Origin of the sequence: Thalassotalea sp. Y01 (assembly GCF_012932945.1) — a bacterium.
Lineage (GTDB): Bacteria > Pseudomonadota > Gammaproteobacteria > Enterobacterales > Alteromonadaceae > Thalassotalea_A.
On the sequence record NZ_JABBXG010000006.1, the window covers coordinates 206,481 to 221,701 of the forward strand.

The window sequence follows — 15,221 nt, forward strand, 5'->3', positions numbered from 1 at the left end:
TCATATTCGGAAAATCTTTTGATGGAAGCCATTTACAACCCTCAATCTATTGAGCAAAAAATTCAGCAACGCTGGATGGAAAAAAAAACATTTAAAGCCAAAGAAATTGAAGGCAAAGAAAAGTTCTACTGCCTATCAATGTTCCCTTACCCAAGTGGGCGCCTACATATGGGCCACGTTCGTAACTACACATTGGGTGATGTGATCAGTCGTTATCAACGTCTGCAGGGCAAAAATGTTTTACAGCCTATGGGTTGGGATGCGTTTGGTTTGCCGGCAGAGAACGCGGCGATTAAAAACAAAGCCGCGCCGGCATCTTGGACTTATGAAAATGTAGATTACATGCGTAACCAACTTAAGTCGCTTGGTTTTGCTTATGACTGGGATCGTGAATTTGCGACCTGTCAAAAAGATTACTACCGCTGGGAACAATGGTTTTTCACCAAGCTTTATGAAAAAGGTTTGGTCTATAAGAAAAACGCCACGGTAAATTGGGATCCAGTTGATCAAACCGTATTAGCAAATGAGCAGGTTATCGACGGTCGCGGTTGGCGTTCAGGCGCTATTGTTGAGCGCAAAGAAATTCCACAGTGGTTTATCAAAATCACCGATTACGCGGAAGAGTTATTAAACGACTTGGATCAGCTTGAAAACTGGCCTGAGCAAGTAAAGACCATGCAACGTAACTGGATTGGTCGCTCTGAAGGCGTTGATATGACGTTCGATTTGGCTGACAGCGACGAAAGCTTTGATATCTACACTACTCGTCCTGATACCGTAATGGGTGTTACTTACGTCGCATTGGCCGCCCAGCATCCGTTGGTGTTAAATGCTGCGAAAGACAATGCCGCGCTAGCCAGCTTTGTTGATGCATGCAAAAACAACAAAGCCAGTGAAGCGGAAATGGCGACCATGGAAAAACTTGGTGTTGATACCGGTCTTAAAGCGATTCACCCGATAACCGGTGAACTTGTGCCTGTATGGGCAGCGAACTTTGTATTGATGGATTACGGCTCTGGTGCGGTTATGTCAGTACCAGGTCATGATCAACGTGATTATGAATTTGCTAAAAAATACGGCCTTGAAATCAAACAAGTCATTACCGCTGCCGAAGGCGACGATATTAACTTGGCCGCTATCGTTGAGAAAAATACTTTAGTAAATTCTGGTGAATTTGACGGCTTATACTTTGATGCCGCATTTAAAGCGATTGCCGCGAAACTTGAATCTCTAGGTAAAGGTAAAATCACCGTTAATTACCGCTTGCGTGATTGGGGTGTTTCTCGCCAACGTTATTGGGGCGCGCCAATTCCAATGTTAACATTGGAAAACGGTGAATCAGTACCAGTACCTGAAGACATGTTACCCGTTGAGTTACCGGAAGATGTGGTTATGGATGGTGTTACATCGCCAATCAAAGCCGATCCAGAGTGGGCAAAAACAACCTACAATGGTCAGCCTGCATTCCACGAAACCGATACCTTCGACACCTTTATGGAGTCGTCATGGTACTACGCCCGTTATTGTTCTCCTGAGCATGATACTGGCATGTTAGATCCACAAAAAGCCAATTACTGGTTGCCTGTAGATCAATACATTGGTGGTATTGAACACGCCATTTTGCATTTATTGTATTCTCGCTTCTTCCACAAATTGCTACGTGATGTCGGCTTAGTTGAATCTGATGAACCGTTCAAAAGCTTATTGTGTCAAGGCATGGTTTTAGCGGATACCTATTACCGTGAAGAAAGTAACGGTGCACAAACCTGGATTTCACCAACCGATGTTGATGTTGAACGCAACGACAAAGGCCAAGTTATTTCAGCAAACTCAAAAGTTGATGGCATGCCGGTTATTTCTGCTGGTATGAGCAAAATGAGTAAGTCAAAAAATAACGGTATTGATCCTCAAGAAGTTATCGACCAATTTGGTGCCGATACCGTTCGTTTGTTTATCATGTTCACCTCGCCACCAGAGCAAACACTAGAATGGTCTGATGCTGGTGTTGAAGGTGCGCATCGCTTCTTAAAACGTGTTTGGAAATTGGTTCATGACTTTACCGAAGCCGGTGATGCCTTAGCATTAGACCAAGTAACACTTGAAGCAACACATAAGAACCTTCGTCGTGAAGTACACAAGACCATCACTAAGGTAACTGATGATATTGGTCGTCGTAATACCTTTAATACGGCTATCGCAGCCATTATGGAATTGATGAACACACTAGCTAAAGCCAAGCTAGAGTCAGACGCTGATAGAGCGGTAATGAAAGAAGCGGTGCAAGCGATTGTCTTGATGCTTACGCCAATTACCCCGCATTTAGGTCATGAACTATGGGCACTTGTTGGTGACGGCAGCGAAGTTGAAGAGGCCGCATGGCCACAAGTTGACAAAGCAGCCTTGGTTGAAGACGAAAAATTGGTTATTGTACAGGTAAACGGCAAATTACGTGCTAAGATCACAGTAGCAAGCACTGCTTCTCAAGAAGATGTTGAAAAACAAGCTCTTAATGAGGAGAATGTTACTAAGTTTACTGAAGGAAAAACCGTTCGTAAGGTCATTTATGTACCTGGCAAACTGGTGAATATTGTGGCCAATTAATGTCATTAAAAAAAACCATTAAAAATCTGTTCACCCTGACCGTAAGCACTCTGCTTACGGTCTCTCTAATCAGTGGTTGTGGATTTAAACTGCGCGGTGATTACTTACTTCCAGAGCAACTGCAAACACTTTATGTTAGCTCTCCGGACCCACATGGTGAGCTCACTCGTTTGGTTAAACAACATTTGGCCGTCAATGACGTCAACATTGTTAAAACCGCTGACACCAATATTCCACATCTTCGTATCGTCAAAGACGGTTTAAGTCGTCGTACCTTGAGCTTATTTGAAAATGGTCAAGTTGCCGAATATGAACTGACCTACTCGGTAAGTTACGAAATTATTGTTGCTTACGATGAGAGCCAACGATTTAATTTCAACGTCACTCGAAACTATCAAGATGATCCCGATAGAGCGTTAGCAAAATCACGGGAATTAAGCTTACTGCGCAAAGAAATGCGTTTGGAAGCCGCCGATATCATTCTTAGAAACCTTGCCAGTATTGAAATTTAAGGTTTTGTAATTAATGCGCATTTATCATAGCCAACTCAACAAGCAGTTACAGAAAACACTTAATCACACGTTTTTAGTGTTTGGTGATGAGCCTTGGCAGAAAAATGACGCACTCGCGCAAATTAAATTACACGCCAAGCAACAAGGTTACGATGAACTTATTCGGTTCAGTAATGACGAGCACTTTAACTTTCATGACTTGCTCAATGAATTTAACAGCTTGAGTTTATTCTCCAGCCTGCGCATCATTGAAATAGACATGGGCAACAACAAAGTTAATGAGCAAGGTAGTAAGGTTTTAACCGAAATTGCTGAACTGCAAGCAACCGGGCAATCCGATGTGATGTTGATCTTGCATGGCAATAAGTTAGATGCCTCAAGTAGTAAAAAGAAATGGTTTAAAACGTTAGAAAAGCAAGGCTGCTACATTCCCTTGTATGACCTTGAAGGCAAAGGTTTAACTATTTGGTTGTCTCAACAATGTCAGCGCCTTAACTTAAACTTAAGCGCAGATGCGCAACGCATGTTGATTGACTTTTTTGCTGGTAACATCCCCGCTCTTGCGCAAGAAATGGAAAAGCTAATGTTGCTGTATAATCAGCAGTACATTGACGCCAACCATTTGGAATCATTATTGATACGCCAATCTAAGTTTACGCCATTTCAATTAACCGACGCTTTATTGGCAGGCGAACTTAGCAAAGTTAATGACATGCTTACGCAAATGAAGCACGAAGGCGTGGTGGGCGCACAATTGATTTGGGCACTGCATAATCAGTTAAGTCAGTTAGAGCAGATGCAAACTCTGCTGAGTCAAGGCGACAGCTTTAACGATGTCATGAAGCAGTTTAAAGTCTGGGATAAGAAAAAGCCGCTCTACCAAAACGCCTTAAAACAGGTTTCCATTAACAACATCAAACAAGCGAAAAAGCGTTTAGGGCAAGTCGACTTGATCAGCAAAACCGCCAGTGATTTCGACCCGTTTCTTTTGCTTAGCGATGTGTGCATCAGTCTTTATTTTGCCGATGGAACACAAGCGTTGGCCCTAGATTACGATATGCAGGCATAAACAGTCGATTCACGAGCGAATTATGACGAATCAACAGCGTATTGGCATATTTGGCGGCACATTTGACCCCATACACTCAGGCCATATCGAACCATGTAAAGACCTCGCTAATGCGCTAAACCTTAGCCAAGTGCGCCTCATGCCTGCCAACATTCCACCTCATAAAGCCTTAGCCCATGCCAGCAGTAAACAACGCTTAGCGATGATTACTTTAGTATGTCAGCACGAACCATTATTTGTCTGCGATGACAGAGAATTGCAACGCCAGCAAGCATCATATACGTTAACCTCTATCATCGAACTTCGAGCAGAGAACCCTGATGCGCAGTTGTTTTTCTTCATTGGTACCGATTCATTATTGAATTTACATACCTGGTATCGCATCGATGACATCTTGCAACACTGTCATTTTGTGGTTAGCACTCGCCCAGGCTATGATCCAACTGACATATCCAATTCCCCACTGCACGACAAGATTCGCGATGATATCAAGCAAGTATTGGCCAAGCCTTCTGGACTGATATTGTTGCTAAATACTTGTCAGATAGACATTTCTTCAACACAAATCCGCCACAGTATAGAAACTGACCAACAACAAAATTTGCCGTTACCTGACTACATCGCACGCTACATTAAAGAAAATCAGCTATATCAGCGTCCAAGCTCTGTAAATTAGTGCCAGTTCGGGCTAGAATAGCCGAAATGAGTAAGCAATTTTGTGGCTGTAAACGGCCTTTAACCGACCAGTAAGGAATCCTATTGCAAACTGAACAATTAGTTGAATTTGTCCTAGAGCAACTAGATAACATGAAAGCTCGCGATATTGTCACCATAGACGTGCAAGGCAAAGCAAGCTTTACCGACTTTATGATTATTTGCTCGGGTAACTCTACACGTCATGTAAAATCAATTACCGATAACTTACATACCGAAGTAAAACGTTCATCGTTTGATAGTTTGGGTATTGAAGGTAATGATATTGGTGAATGGGCGTTGCTTGATTTAGGCGATGTCGTTGTCCATGTTATGACGGATGACATTCGCGACTTTTATCAGTTAGAAAAACTTTGGACTGAAGACTAGCACTTATGCGCATTACCCTGATTGCCGTTGGCAATAAGATGCCAAAATGGATTGCTGAGGGGTTTAGTGAATATGCCCGTCGCTTTCCTCGTGATCTGAGCTTTGATCTGGTAGAAATCACCCCAGGTAAGCGTGGTAAAAATGCTGATATCGCTCGTATTCTAGAAAAAGAAGGCGAGCAAACCATGGCTGCGGTACCAAAAGGTTCTCGTGTAGTGACCTTAGAAGTGGAAGGCAAGCCATGGACCACGCCACAACTCGCGACTCAATTGCAAAATTGGCAAATGGACGGCAGAGATGTGGCGTTATTGGTAGGTGGTCCTGAAGGTTTGGCGCCGGCATGCATAAAAGCATCGGAACAAAAGTGGTCATTATCGCCTCTAACGCTACCACACCCCATGGTAAGGATCATGATTGCAGAAAGTCTGTATCGTGCCTGGAGTATTAATAATAATCACCCCTATCATCGGGAGTAGTAACCCTTGGCAGTAAAACGGGTCAGTATAAAAAACCATAGCGCTGAAGCGAACCTATTCGCACGTCGCGCATTTATCACCTTTATCGGCGTATTGGTGATGATTTTGATATTGTTCAACAATATCTATGACCTAGAAGTTAATGCCTACGAGAAATATCAAACTCACTCTAACAAGAACCGCATCAAGCTGCTGCCGGTTGCGCCGAATCGAGGTTTAATTTATGACCGCAATGGCGTATTACTCGCTGAAAACCGCCCGGTTTTTAGTTTGTCGATCATTCCTGAGCAAGTCGATGATATCAACGATACATTGACCACCTTGACAGAAATTATCGCCATTGACGAAGAGCAAAAGCAAAACTTTATCAAATCAATGCGTTTTAAGCGTCGCTTTAAACCGCTTGAATTAATATCCAGACTCAATGATGAGCAAGTTGCCAAAATATCCGTAAACCTGCACCGCTTGCCAGGTGTGGTTATAGATGCACGCCTAAAACGCTACTACCCGTTTGCCGATCTGACCACCCACTCGCTTGGCTATGTTGCCAAAATTAATACGCGAGATTTAAATCGACTTGAGCAACAAGATAAACTCGAACAATACCAAGCAACGCGAGATATCGGCAAGCTGGGGCTTGAGCGTTTTTATGAAGATATGCTGCATGGGCAAATGGGCTATCAAGAAGTTGAAGTGAATAACCGTGGCCGTATTCTGCGCACTTTAAACTATACACCTCCGGTATCTGGCAAAGATCTAACCCTTAGCCTTGATATTGAGTTGCAAATGATCGCCAAACGCGCTTTATCAGGTACCCGTGGTGCCGTTATCGCCATGGATCCGAGAGACGGCGGCATCTTGGCGTTTTATTCAAACCCCAGTTATGATGGCAACTTGTTTGTACACGGCATTTCATCAAAAAACTACAAGAAACTACAAAACAGAGATAAGCCGTTAATCAACCGTGTTACCAAAGGTACGTACCCGCCCGCCTCGACCATCAAACCATTTCTCGGCTTAATTGGCCTTGAAGAAAATTTGATTCGTGAAGAATCAAAAATATGGGATCCGGGTTGGTTCCGCTTAAAAAATGGTAAGCGTAAGTATCGTGACCACCTCAAATGGGGACATGGATGGGTTACCCTTGAAGAAGCGGTTATGCGCTCTTGCAATACCTACTTTTACGATTTAGCGTACAAGATTGGTGTAGATCGTATCAGTGAGAACATGGCCAAATTTGGCTTTGGTGAATCTACAGGTATCGATATTTATGAAGAAAGCCCGGCGATCTTGCCAAGTCGAGGCTGGAAACGTGCTCGCTACAACCAGCCTTGGTATCATGGTGACACAGTAAATATCGGTATTGGTCAAGGTTACTGGACAGTAACGCCGATTCAATTGGCCCAAGCCACAAGCATTTTAGTAAATAAAGGCCGTGTCGTTGAACCACATTTTGTCTCACATATTCACGAACCAGTTGAGTTAACTGCAGAGAATACGTTAGCCGAGGCAACAGATGGTATCGAGATTGCCACTTCCCGAGACCTTGAAAAACAAATCATCCCGTTTGAAATCAATGAGAAGCCACCAATTGTGCTGACCGATGAAAACAACTGGGATATTATTCTAGATAGCATGCGTGCTACGGTTGGCAAACCTGCGGGTACCGGTTATAACGCGTTTTTAGGTAGCGATTACCAAGCCGCGGGTAAATCAGGTACCGGTGAAGTTGTTGGTCGTGCTGAAGACGTTGACTATGATGCGACAAAATTATCGGAAAATCAGCGTGATAATGCGATGTTTATTGCTTATGCGCCGCATGATAAACCAGAGATTGTTGTTGCCATAGCCATTGAAAACGTCGCTGTAGGTGGTGGTGGTTCAAACGCCGGCCCGGTTGCCCGTCAAATCATGGATCAATATTTCGCCAATCGCGCCTTGGTCAGTAAAAGTCAGAGCAAAAATAAATAATGATACGCAATACCGGTAAAGACGAAACAAAGAAGAAATCCTTTTTGCAGCGGATCCATATCGATTTGCCGTTGTTATTTGTGTTGTTGGTATTAATGGGGCTCGGCCTAGCTGTGATATACAGCGCAGGTGGCCAAGACATGGACTTGGTAGTACGTCAAGTGATTCGCCTAGGCATAGGTTTAGGTGTCATGTTTGTGGTTGCGCAAATCTCCCCGGTGGTTTATCAACGTTGGGCTGTGGTAGTGTTTGTACTCGGTCTATTGATGTTGCTTGGCGTATTGTTGTTTGGCCACGTTGGTAAAGGTGCGCAGCGCTGGCTTGATTTGGGATTTATGAAATTCCAACCCTCGGAAATCATGAAACTTGTGGTACCGATGACCGTTGCTTGGTTTATTGCAAAATATGATTTACCGGCAAAAAACAAACACATCATTATCGCCTTTTCCTTGGTTATGATCCCAACCTTAATGATCGCCAAGCAGCCGGACTTAGGAACCTCGTTACTGATTGCCAGCTCTGGTGTATTCGTATTATTTTTGGCCGGTGCCAGTTGGCGTTTAATTGGCATATGTGCGGGATTATTGTCGGCTTTCCTACCAATTTTGTGGATGTTTTTGATGCGTGATTATCAAAAACAACGGGTGCTGACATTCCTGAACCCTGAAGAAGATCCGCTCGGTGCTGGTTACCATATCATTCAATCTAAAATTGCCATCGGCTCTGGTGGTTTAACCGGTAAAGGCTGGTTACAAGGTACCCAATCACAACTGGAATTTTTGCCTGAACGTCATACCGATTTCATCTTCTCTGTATTTAGTGAAGAATTTGGCTTATTTGGTGTCATTGGCTTATTAACCATTTACTTATTAATTGTTATGCGTGGTTTGTGGATTGCCACTCATGCTCAAGAGGCCTTCACTAAACTATTGGCAGGTAGCCTGACTTTAACGTTTTTCGTTTATGTGTTTGTAAACATCGGCATGGTATCCGGTATCTTGCCTGTGGTTGGCGTACCTCTGCCATTGGTAAGTTATGGCGGCACTTCCATGGTTACCTTGATGGCCGGCTTTGGTGTACTGATGGCAATCAGTACTCACAGGCGATTAATTTCCTCTTAAACGAATAAAATACGATATTGGCCTGAATGTGCTGTTGTACTTGCACTGCAGGCCATTTATAGTTGGAGTATTCGTTTCTCAATAATAATAAACAGAACTCTCCATGAAGAAGCCCGTTTTAAGTCTAGCGTTTTGCGCCTGTGTCACCTTGATTGGCTGTCAAAGCCCTGAGCCTTCCCGATATTCGCAAAAACATGACAGCATTCCGAGTCGCTTACCTAGCGAGCAAGAACTCAATGAACCACAACCGCAAGTTGTCGAGAAGAGCCGTGGCGGGAATAAAGATTACCAAGTGTTTGGTATTCCTTATCAGGTCATGGACAATGCTGAAGGATACGTGCAAACGGGTACCGCATCTTGGTACGGAAAAAAGTTTCATGGTCATCTAACATCAAACGGTGAAGTGTACGATATGTATGGTTTTTCAGCCGCGCATAAAGCCTTGCCTTTACCTACCTATGTGCAAGTTACTAATTTAGAGAATAATCGTAAGGTCATTGTTCGCGTCAACGATCGTGGTCCATTTCATCAAGATCGGTTAATCGACTTGTCATACAGTGCCGCATACAAATTAGGCATGCTTAACAAAGGCACTGCAAAAGTAAAAGTTGAAGCGATAACTAAATCTAATATCGCTCAGTTTGTGCCGCAACAATCACCTAACGACACGGCGGTAACTAGCCCGTTAATTGCAAAGCAAAACGCTGTGCAAAAAAGCCAAGTTCAGAGCGATAACGGCAAGGTGTTTCAACCTTATATTCATGTGCTGGTAACCCGCAATAAAATGTTGGCGGATAATACAGCCAAAGGGTTAGAGTTTTTATTACAGGTACCGGTAAATTTAACGCAAAATAATGAACTTTTTCGGGTGCAAATAGGACCAATATCAGAGGCGAAGCAAGCGCAAGAATTATTAGCCAGTTTGCATAATCAGGGTTATCAAGAAGCATATCCGCTGTTTGCGCCAAAATAACAGAAAAAAGCCGGTCAAAAGGCGCTGATAATAGCAAAATAAGCGATGAAGCCTCTTAACAAAGGGGCCAATATTGCTATACTATTCGGCAATTTTGCAAAAACAGCACGTTCACCTAATAAAAGCATAAAGAACGTCGTTTCACTCACTATTTCAAATATAAAAATACACAGGTTAATAATGAGCAATTCAGCTAATAAATTAATTCAATTATTGTCAGGCATTGTGCTGGCTAGTACAGCCACAGTCGCAAGCGCTAAAAACATCATTCCCGCGCCTCCACAAATTAACGCCGAAGGGTATATTTTAATCGATCATGCAACCGGCCATATCATTGCCGAAGGTAATGCAGATATTCAATTAGAACCGGCATCATTAACAAAAATGATGACCAGTTATATTATCGGTAAAGAAATTGAATTAGGTAATATATCCAATGACGACAAGGTCATGGTAAGTGAAAACGCCTGGGCGAAAAACTTCCCTGATTCGTCAAAAATGTTTATTGAAGTAGGTACTGAAGTACCGGTTAGCTTACTAAACCAAGGTATTATTGTTGCCTCAGGTAACGATGCTTGTGTGGCTATGGCGGAACATCTTGCAGGTAGTGAAAGCGCATTTGCAGATATGATGAACGCGTACGCACAGCAATTGGGTATGTCAGGCTCTAACTTTGAAAACTCGCATGGTTTAAGTGGTACAAACCACTTCACTACGCCACGCGACATGGCGACGCTTGCTAGCGCTCTTATTGAAGACGTGCCAGATGAGTATGCTTTGTACAAGCAAAAGTCATTCACCTACAACAACATCAAGCAATACAACCGTAACAGCCTGTTATGGGATAAGAGCCTAAATGTTGATGGTTTAAAAACAGGTCATCACTCAAAAGCCGGTTATAACTTAGTAACCAGTGCGACTAAAGGTGACATGCGTTTAGTAACCGTTGTAATGGGCACTGACAGCGAACAGGCTCGTAAGATTGAAAGTAAGAAGCTTCTAAACTACGGTTTCCGCTTTTTTGAAACAGTGACTCCTTACGCTGCCGGTGAAAGCTTTGCTACCAACCGTGTATGGATGGGCGATATTAAAGAAGTTGACCTAGGTATTTTGTCTGATGTTGCGATTACCATCCCTCGCGGTCAAAAGAAAAACCTTGAGGCGAAAGTAAAATTAGATCGTCAACTAACCGCGCCTTTGGCTAAAGGTGAAGTTGTTGGCAGTGTGTCATTGCAATTAAATGGTGACGAAGTAGCAAACTACCCATTAGTTACACTACAAAATGTTAATGAAGGCGGTATGTTTTCACGTCTAGTTGACTACGTTAAATTGCAGTTTCAATAATCGAGGCTGACTAATCTGGATACCGTCTATTTAAATGGCGAATGGCTCGCCAAACAGCAAGCAAAAATCTCTATTTTTGATAGAGGCTTTTTGTTTGCAGACGGTATCTATGAAGTTATCCCCGTATACCATGGCAATCCCTTTCGCTTAAACGATCACCTCAACCGCCTACAATACTGCCTAGAGCAAATTAAGCTCACATCGCCCTACTCGTCAGAGCAATGGCAAACCATTATAGAGCAACTGATAGAGCGCAATGGCGGCGGTCATATGTCAATTTATTTACAAGTGACCCGTGGCGTTCATGACGAGCGAGATCATCTCTACAAAGAAAATATAACACCTACCGTGTTATTGATGGCCAGCCCGTTAACCGTCGCTGAACAACCCCTTACATCCTGCAAAGCAACGCTATTAGCAGACACTCGATGGCAACATTGCGACATAAAAAGTATTGCCTTGTTAGGTAATATCATGCTGCGCAATCAAGCCCAAGCTAAAGGCTATGATGAAGCCATTTTGCATCGTGATGGTAAAATTACTGAAGGCACCACATCGAATGTCTTTATCGTTAACGGCGGCATCGTCTACACCCCACCACAAAACAACTACATATTAGGCGGTATTACTCGCGACGTAATTATTGAAATTTGCCATACTGCAGGGGTTGAAATACAACAACAGTGCATCCATATAGAGCAATTGTTGGCTGCTGACGAAGTATGGATAAGCTCTTCAAGCAGAGAAATTTCCCCTGTCATACAAATTGATGATAAAATAATCGGCCATGGTAAAGTCGGTCCGATCAGCAAAACGCTGTTTGCGGAATTTCAGCATTTTAAACGTCAATTATTGGCGACAAAAAGCAAATAAAGCTTGTTATCGCGGGTGCATCAACATGTACCGATACGAACCTTGTCAGCACAAGACTCAAGCAGCCTTCAACCACCATTAAATTTATATTTGTATATGGCCCAAGGCCAGTTATAAGAGAGTTATATGAAAGCTAGATTCGATGAAATAATTGAATTTCCTTATGTATTTAATTTTAAAGTGATGGGTTTAGCGGTTCCTAATTTGCCCGATCTGGTTGTTGCAGTATTACAAAGTGACACACCGGGTGATTATGTACCAACGATTAAACCGAGCAGTAAAGGCACCTATCACTCTGTTTCTGTTCGCGTTACGGTAAATAGCCAAGCGCATATAGAAAAGCTGTACAAAGAATTGTCGGCCATTGAAGAAGTCCGTTACGTTTTATAAACACCAAGCCTAGGCGAACAGTATTGTCCAATGGGCGATGATAGGTGTTACTTATTGATGACACTGGTTCCAGCAAAGTTCAGGCGTAAGCCTACAGCCTTGCTGGATTTTTAGATTTATATAGCTATAATGGCGGCCTAATTTTTTAACTTTGGAATGAATGTGAGCTACCCACTGGTTATTCGTCAACTCGGCAACATGGATTATGAAACCGTATGGCGAGCAATGCAGCAGTTTACCGATGATCGCGACGATAGCGTCGACGACGAACTTTGGTTAGTAGAGCACCCTGCGGTCTTTACGCAAGGACAAGCAGGCAAAGAAGAACATTTATTAATGCCCGGCGATATACCGGTTGTAAAAGTCGATCGTGGCGGACAGGTAACCTTTCACGGCCCTGGTCAGCAGGTGATCTACTTTATGATCAATCTACGTAGACGCAAGATGGGTGTACGAGAATTAGTGACCTTAATCGAGAACGGCATCGTCAATACGCTCGCTCAATACGATATTAAGGCGTATCCAAAACCAGATGCACCTGGGGTGTATGTCGATGACAAAAAAGTCGCCTCACTTGGTTTAAGAGTTCGCAAAGGTTGTTCATTCCACGGTTTAGCGATTAATGTAAATATGGACATGTCACCTTTTTTACGCATTAACCCATGTGGTTATGCCGGTTTAGAGATGGTGCAAACGGCTGAATTAGATGGGCCGGATAACGTCAGTGAAGCTGGCGAGAAGTTACAGCTAGAATTACAACAGTTATTGCAAGCTGACAATGTCGAATACAAAACAGGTTTAGATGAATTATGAGCAACACAACTGAGCGTTTAAAAACCTCGCAAATTGCACCAGGCACAAAGCTACGTGATGCCGATAAAATGCAACATATTCCGGTGCAAGTGATCCCAAGCGAACGTGAAACCATGTTGCGTAAGCCTGATTGGCTGAAAATTAAGTTGCCACGTACCACGGAAAATATCGATAAGGTAAAAGCCGGTCTACGTAAAGGTGGTCTGCACTCTGTATGTGAAGAAGCCTCATGCCCTAACCTGGCGGAATGTTTTAACCATGGTACAGCGACGTTTATGATCCTTGGTGATATCTGTACACGTCGTTGCCCATTTTGTGATGTTGGCCATGGTCGCCCATTAGCACCGGATGCGGATGAGCCAAAGAAACTTGCTATGACACTTAAAGACATGGCGCTTAAGTACGTAGTTATTACCTCTGTTGACCGTGATGATTTGCGCGATGGTGGTGCTCAACAATTTGCTGACTGTATTCGTGAAATCGGTGAGCATGCACCACACACTAAAGTAGAAATTTTGGTACCAGATTTCCGTGGCCGTATGGACAAAGCATTAGAGATCCTTAATGCGCATCCACCACAGGTGTTCAATCACAACCTTGAAACCGCGCCACGTCTATACAAAAAGGCACGTCCAGGTGCGAATTATCAGTGGTCTCTTGATCTTCTACAGAAATTTGGTGAAGCAAACCCTGAGGTACCAACCAAATCAGGCTTGATGGTCGGTTTAGGTGAGACCAATGAAGAGATTCTTGAGGTTATGCGCGACTTACGTGCACACGGTGTGACCATGTTAACCATAGGTCAGTATTTACAACCGAGTAAGCACCACTTGCCGGTAGAGCGTTATGTTCACCCTGATGAGTTTGAAATGTTCCGTCAAGAAGCGATGAAAATGGGTTTTGAACATGCCGCCTGTGGTCCATTAGTACGCAGCTCATACCACGCTGATAAGCAAGCCGCTGGTGAAGAAGTTAAGTAACTTAACCTGAAGCAAATAAATAAGGGCTGTGTATGATAATTACCCAGCCCTTTTTTGTATCTGCTCGCCAATATTGAAGTGAACATGTTGCCCTGTTTGTAAGCCAATACGTCATTGTTTTATTGGTTTATTTATAATGACTCTGTTAAGCCAATTGCCTCACTAAGCTCAATAACCTCTATATTACTATATACGTGGCAACCACATTCCCATAGTGGCAGCAAAGATGCCTCCCGCCATGGCCAAGGTTAATAACGTTAGCACAACAGATACACTTATTTTATATAAATGGTTTTGACTCTCAAAAGCGTTAAAATATAACTGCGCCAATGCTAACGGAATAAGATACTGGGCAAAGCCGAGAAACGTTAAAAACGGCCCTTCAAACGTTTTTGCATCGAAACCAACCGGTGCTTGATGAATCATGAGCCATAACATTAATCCGATGCGAAAAAACCACACCCCGCCCATAACAATAAACAATCGAATCGCCCAACGACGATGCGTTTTTATATCTCGTTTTATTGCAAAATAAACCGCCAAACTGGCGAAAACCATAATCAATATAGCGTTTATGCTAATACTGTATTTGGTCATTTCACCACCGGCAACACCACGTGACCAAACCATAAATAAGCCACCGACACTTAATATCAGTGCGGTTAGGATATAGATGCGACCATTGAGGCGATGGAATTTAGGCGCTAAACGTCGTATCTGCGGTATAAGCTGCAGCGGTCCGCCTATCAAGACCACCAAGGCGAACAGTAAATGCGTCCCAACGGCAATATTACCTATGGTGTCTCCGGCAATGTAGCCATGAGGCATAACTTTATTCCAACCGGCAAAGTTTCCCTCTAAAGAGGCACCACCATAAAATATGGCCACATAAGATGCGAAGATCCATTGACCAAATACGGTCACGAAAAACCAAAATTTAGCACTGTGGCTCAACCAGTTATTTTTTATAGGACTAGCAAGAGGTTCATTGGCGGTTAAAGCTTGTTGCATGTGT

General features: G+C 43.2%; 15 protein-coding genes. 14 read left to right on the forward strand and 1 reads right to left on the reverse strand.

Annotated features, from left to right (window positions below; translation table 11 throughout):
• Positions 1-21: 21 nt before the first annotated feature.
• The 14 genes from leuS to lipA all read left to right on the forward strand — a co-directional run bounded on the left by leuS (position 22) and on the right by lipA (position 14,206).
• Positions 22-2,601 (forward strand): leucine--tRNA ligase, encoded by a 2,580-nt coding sequence (gene leuS, locus HII16_RS10900; RefSeq protein ID WP_169130160.1) that lies wholly within the window; start codon positions 22-24, stop codon positions 2,599-2,601.
• Positions 2,601-3,113: an LPS assembly lipoprotein LptE gene (gene lptE / locus HII16_RS10905; RefSeq protein WP_169130074.1), complete on the forward strand. Its 513-nt coding sequence runs from the start codon at positions 2,601-2,603 to the stop codon at positions 3,111-3,113. The genes leuS and lptE overlap by 1 nt, the downstream gene beginning before the upstream one ends.
• A gap of 13 nt (positions 3,114-3,126) precedes the next feature.
• On the forward strand, positions 3,127-4,182 hold the full coding sequence (holA, locus tag HII16_RS10910; RefSeq protein ID WP_169130076.1) for a DNA polymerase III subunit delta: 1,056 nt from the start codon (positions 3,127-3,129) through the stop codon (positions 4,180-4,182).
• 22 nt (positions 4,183-4,204) lie between these two features.
• Positions 4,205-4,858 carry a nicotinate-nucleotide adenylyltransferase gene (gene nadD, locus HII16_RS10915; protein ID WP_169130078.1) on the forward strand — a complete coding sequence of 218 codons (654 nt, stop codon included), beginning with the start codon at positions 4,205-4,207 and terminating at the stop codon, positions 4,856-4,858.
• An 83-nt stretch (positions 4,859-4,941) separates the two neighbouring features.
• Positions 4,942-5,265 carry a ribosome silencing factor gene (gene rsfS, locus HII16_RS10920; RefSeq protein ID WP_169130080.1) on the forward strand — a complete coding sequence of 108 codons (324 nt, stop codon included), beginning with the start codon at positions 4,942-4,944 and terminating at the stop codon, positions 5,263-5,265.
• A gap of 5 nt (positions 5,266-5,270) precedes the next feature.
• Positions 5,271-5,741, forward strand: coding sequence for a 23S rRNA (pseudouridine(1915)-N(3))-methyltransferase RlmH (rlmH, locus tag HII16_RS10925; protein WP_135439771.1), 471 nt, complete (start codon positions 5,271-5,273; stop codon positions 5,739-5,741).
• 6 nt (positions 5,742-5,747) lie between these two features.
• On the forward strand, positions 5,748-7,712 hold the full coding sequence (gene mrdA, locus HII16_RS10930) for a penicillin-binding protein 2 (protein WP_169130082.1): 1,965 nt from the start codon (positions 5,748-5,750) through the stop codon (positions 7,710-7,712).
• On the forward strand, positions 7,712-8,833 hold the full coding sequence (gene rodA / locus HII16_RS10935) for a rod shape-determining protein RodA (RefSeq protein ID WP_169130084.1): 1,122 nt from the start codon (positions 7,712-7,714) through the stop codon (positions 8,831-8,833). Before mrdA ends, rodA begins: the two co-directional genes overlap by 1 nt.
• Before the next feature lie 103 nt (positions 8,834-8,936).
• On the forward strand, positions 8,937-9,806 hold the full coding sequence (locus HII16_RS17065) for a septal ring lytic transglycosylase RlpA family protein (protein ID WP_169130086.1): 870 nt from the start codon (positions 8,937-8,939) through the stop codon (positions 9,804-9,806).
• Between the two features lie 180 nt (positions 9,807-9,986).
• Entirely contained in the window at positions 9,987-11,150 is a 1,164-nt protein-coding gene (locus HII16_RS10945; RefSeq protein WP_169130088.1) for a serine hydrolase, read from the forward strand.
• A 90-nt stretch (positions 11,151-11,240) separates the two neighbouring features.
• Positions 11,241-12,023, forward strand: a complete 783-nt coding sequence (locus HII16_RS10950; RefSeq protein ID WP_211183489.1) for an aminotransferase class IV — start codon at positions 11,241-11,243, stop codon at positions 12,021-12,023.
• Positions 12,024-12,149: 126 nt separating this feature from the next.
• Entirely contained in the window at positions 12,150-12,413 is a 264-nt protein-coding gene (ybeD, locus tag HII16_RS10955; protein WP_135439766.1) for a DUF493 family protein YbeD, read from the forward strand.
• Positions 12,414-12,569: 156 nt separating this feature from the next.
• Positions 12,570-13,226, forward strand: a complete 657-nt coding sequence (gene lipB / locus HII16_RS10960) for a lipoyl(octanoyl) transferase LipB (protein WP_169130090.1) — start codon at positions 12,570-12,572, stop codon at positions 13,224-13,226.
• Positions 13,223-14,206, forward strand: coding sequence for a lipoyl synthase (lipA, locus tag HII16_RS10965; protein ID WP_169130092.1), 984 nt, complete (start codon positions 13,223-13,225; stop codon positions 14,204-14,206). Before lipB ends, lipA begins: the two co-directional genes overlap by 4 nt.
• Before the next feature lie 186 nt (positions 14,207-14,392).
• On the opposite strand, the gene HII16_RS10970 is transcribed toward lipA, so the two are convergent.
• Positions 14,393-15,217, reverse strand: a complete 825-nt coding sequence (locus HII16_RS10970) for a DUF2306 domain-containing protein (protein ID WP_169130094.1) — start codon at positions 15,215-15,217, stop codon at positions 14,393-14,395.
• Positions 15,218-15,221: the final 4 nt, after the last annotated feature.

What these genes read in the sequence shown, in the direction of transcription:
- leuS (WP_169130160.1), top strand. Translation starts at nt 22, where the DNA reads ATGGAAGCCATTTACAACCCTCAATCTATTGAGCAAAAAATTCAGCAA.
- HII16_RS10970 (WP_169130094.1), bottom strand. Translation starts at nt 15,217, where the DNA reads ATGCAACAAGCTTTAACCGCCAATGAACCTCTTGCTAGTCCTATAAAA.
- lptE (WP_169130074.1), top strand. Translation starts at nt 2,601, where the DNA reads ATGTCATTAAAAAAAACCATTAAAAATCTGTTCACCCTGACCGTAAGC.
- holA (WP_169130076.1), top strand. Translation starts at nt 3,127, where the DNA reads ATGCGCATTTATCATAGCCAACTCAACAAGCAGTTACAGAAAACACTT.
- ybeD (WP_135439766.1), top strand. Translation starts at nt 12,150, where the DNA reads ATGAAAGCTAGATTCGATGAAATAATTGAATTTCCTTATGTATTTAAT.
- HII16_RS17065 (WP_169130086.1), top strand. Translation starts at nt 8,937, where the DNA reads ATGAAGAAGCCCGTTTTAAGTCTAGCGTTTTGCGCCTGTGTCACCTTG.
- rodA (WP_169130084.1), top strand. Translation starts at nt 7,712, where the DNA reads ATGATACGCAATACCGGTAAAGACGAAACAAAGAAGAAATCCTTTTTG.
- lipB (WP_169130090.1), top strand. Translation starts at nt 12,570, where the DNA reads ATGAATGTGAGCTACCCACTGGTTATTCGTCAACTCGGCAACATGGAT.
- nadD (WP_169130078.1), top strand. Translation starts at nt 4,205, where the DNA reads ATGACGAATCAACAGCGTATTGGCATATTTGGCGGCACATTTGACCCC.
- lipA (WP_169130092.1), top strand. Translation starts at nt 13,223, where the DNA reads ATGAGCAACACAACTGAGCGTTTAAAAACCTCGCAAATTGCACCAGGC.
- HII16_RS10945 (WP_169130088.1), top strand. Translation starts at nt 9,987, where the DNA reads ATGAGCAATTCAGCTAATAAATTAATTCAATTATTGTCAGGCATTGTG.
- rlmH (WP_135439771.1), top strand. Translation starts at nt 5,271, where the DNA reads ATGCGCATTACCCTGATTGCCGTTGGCAATAAGATGCCAAAATGGATT.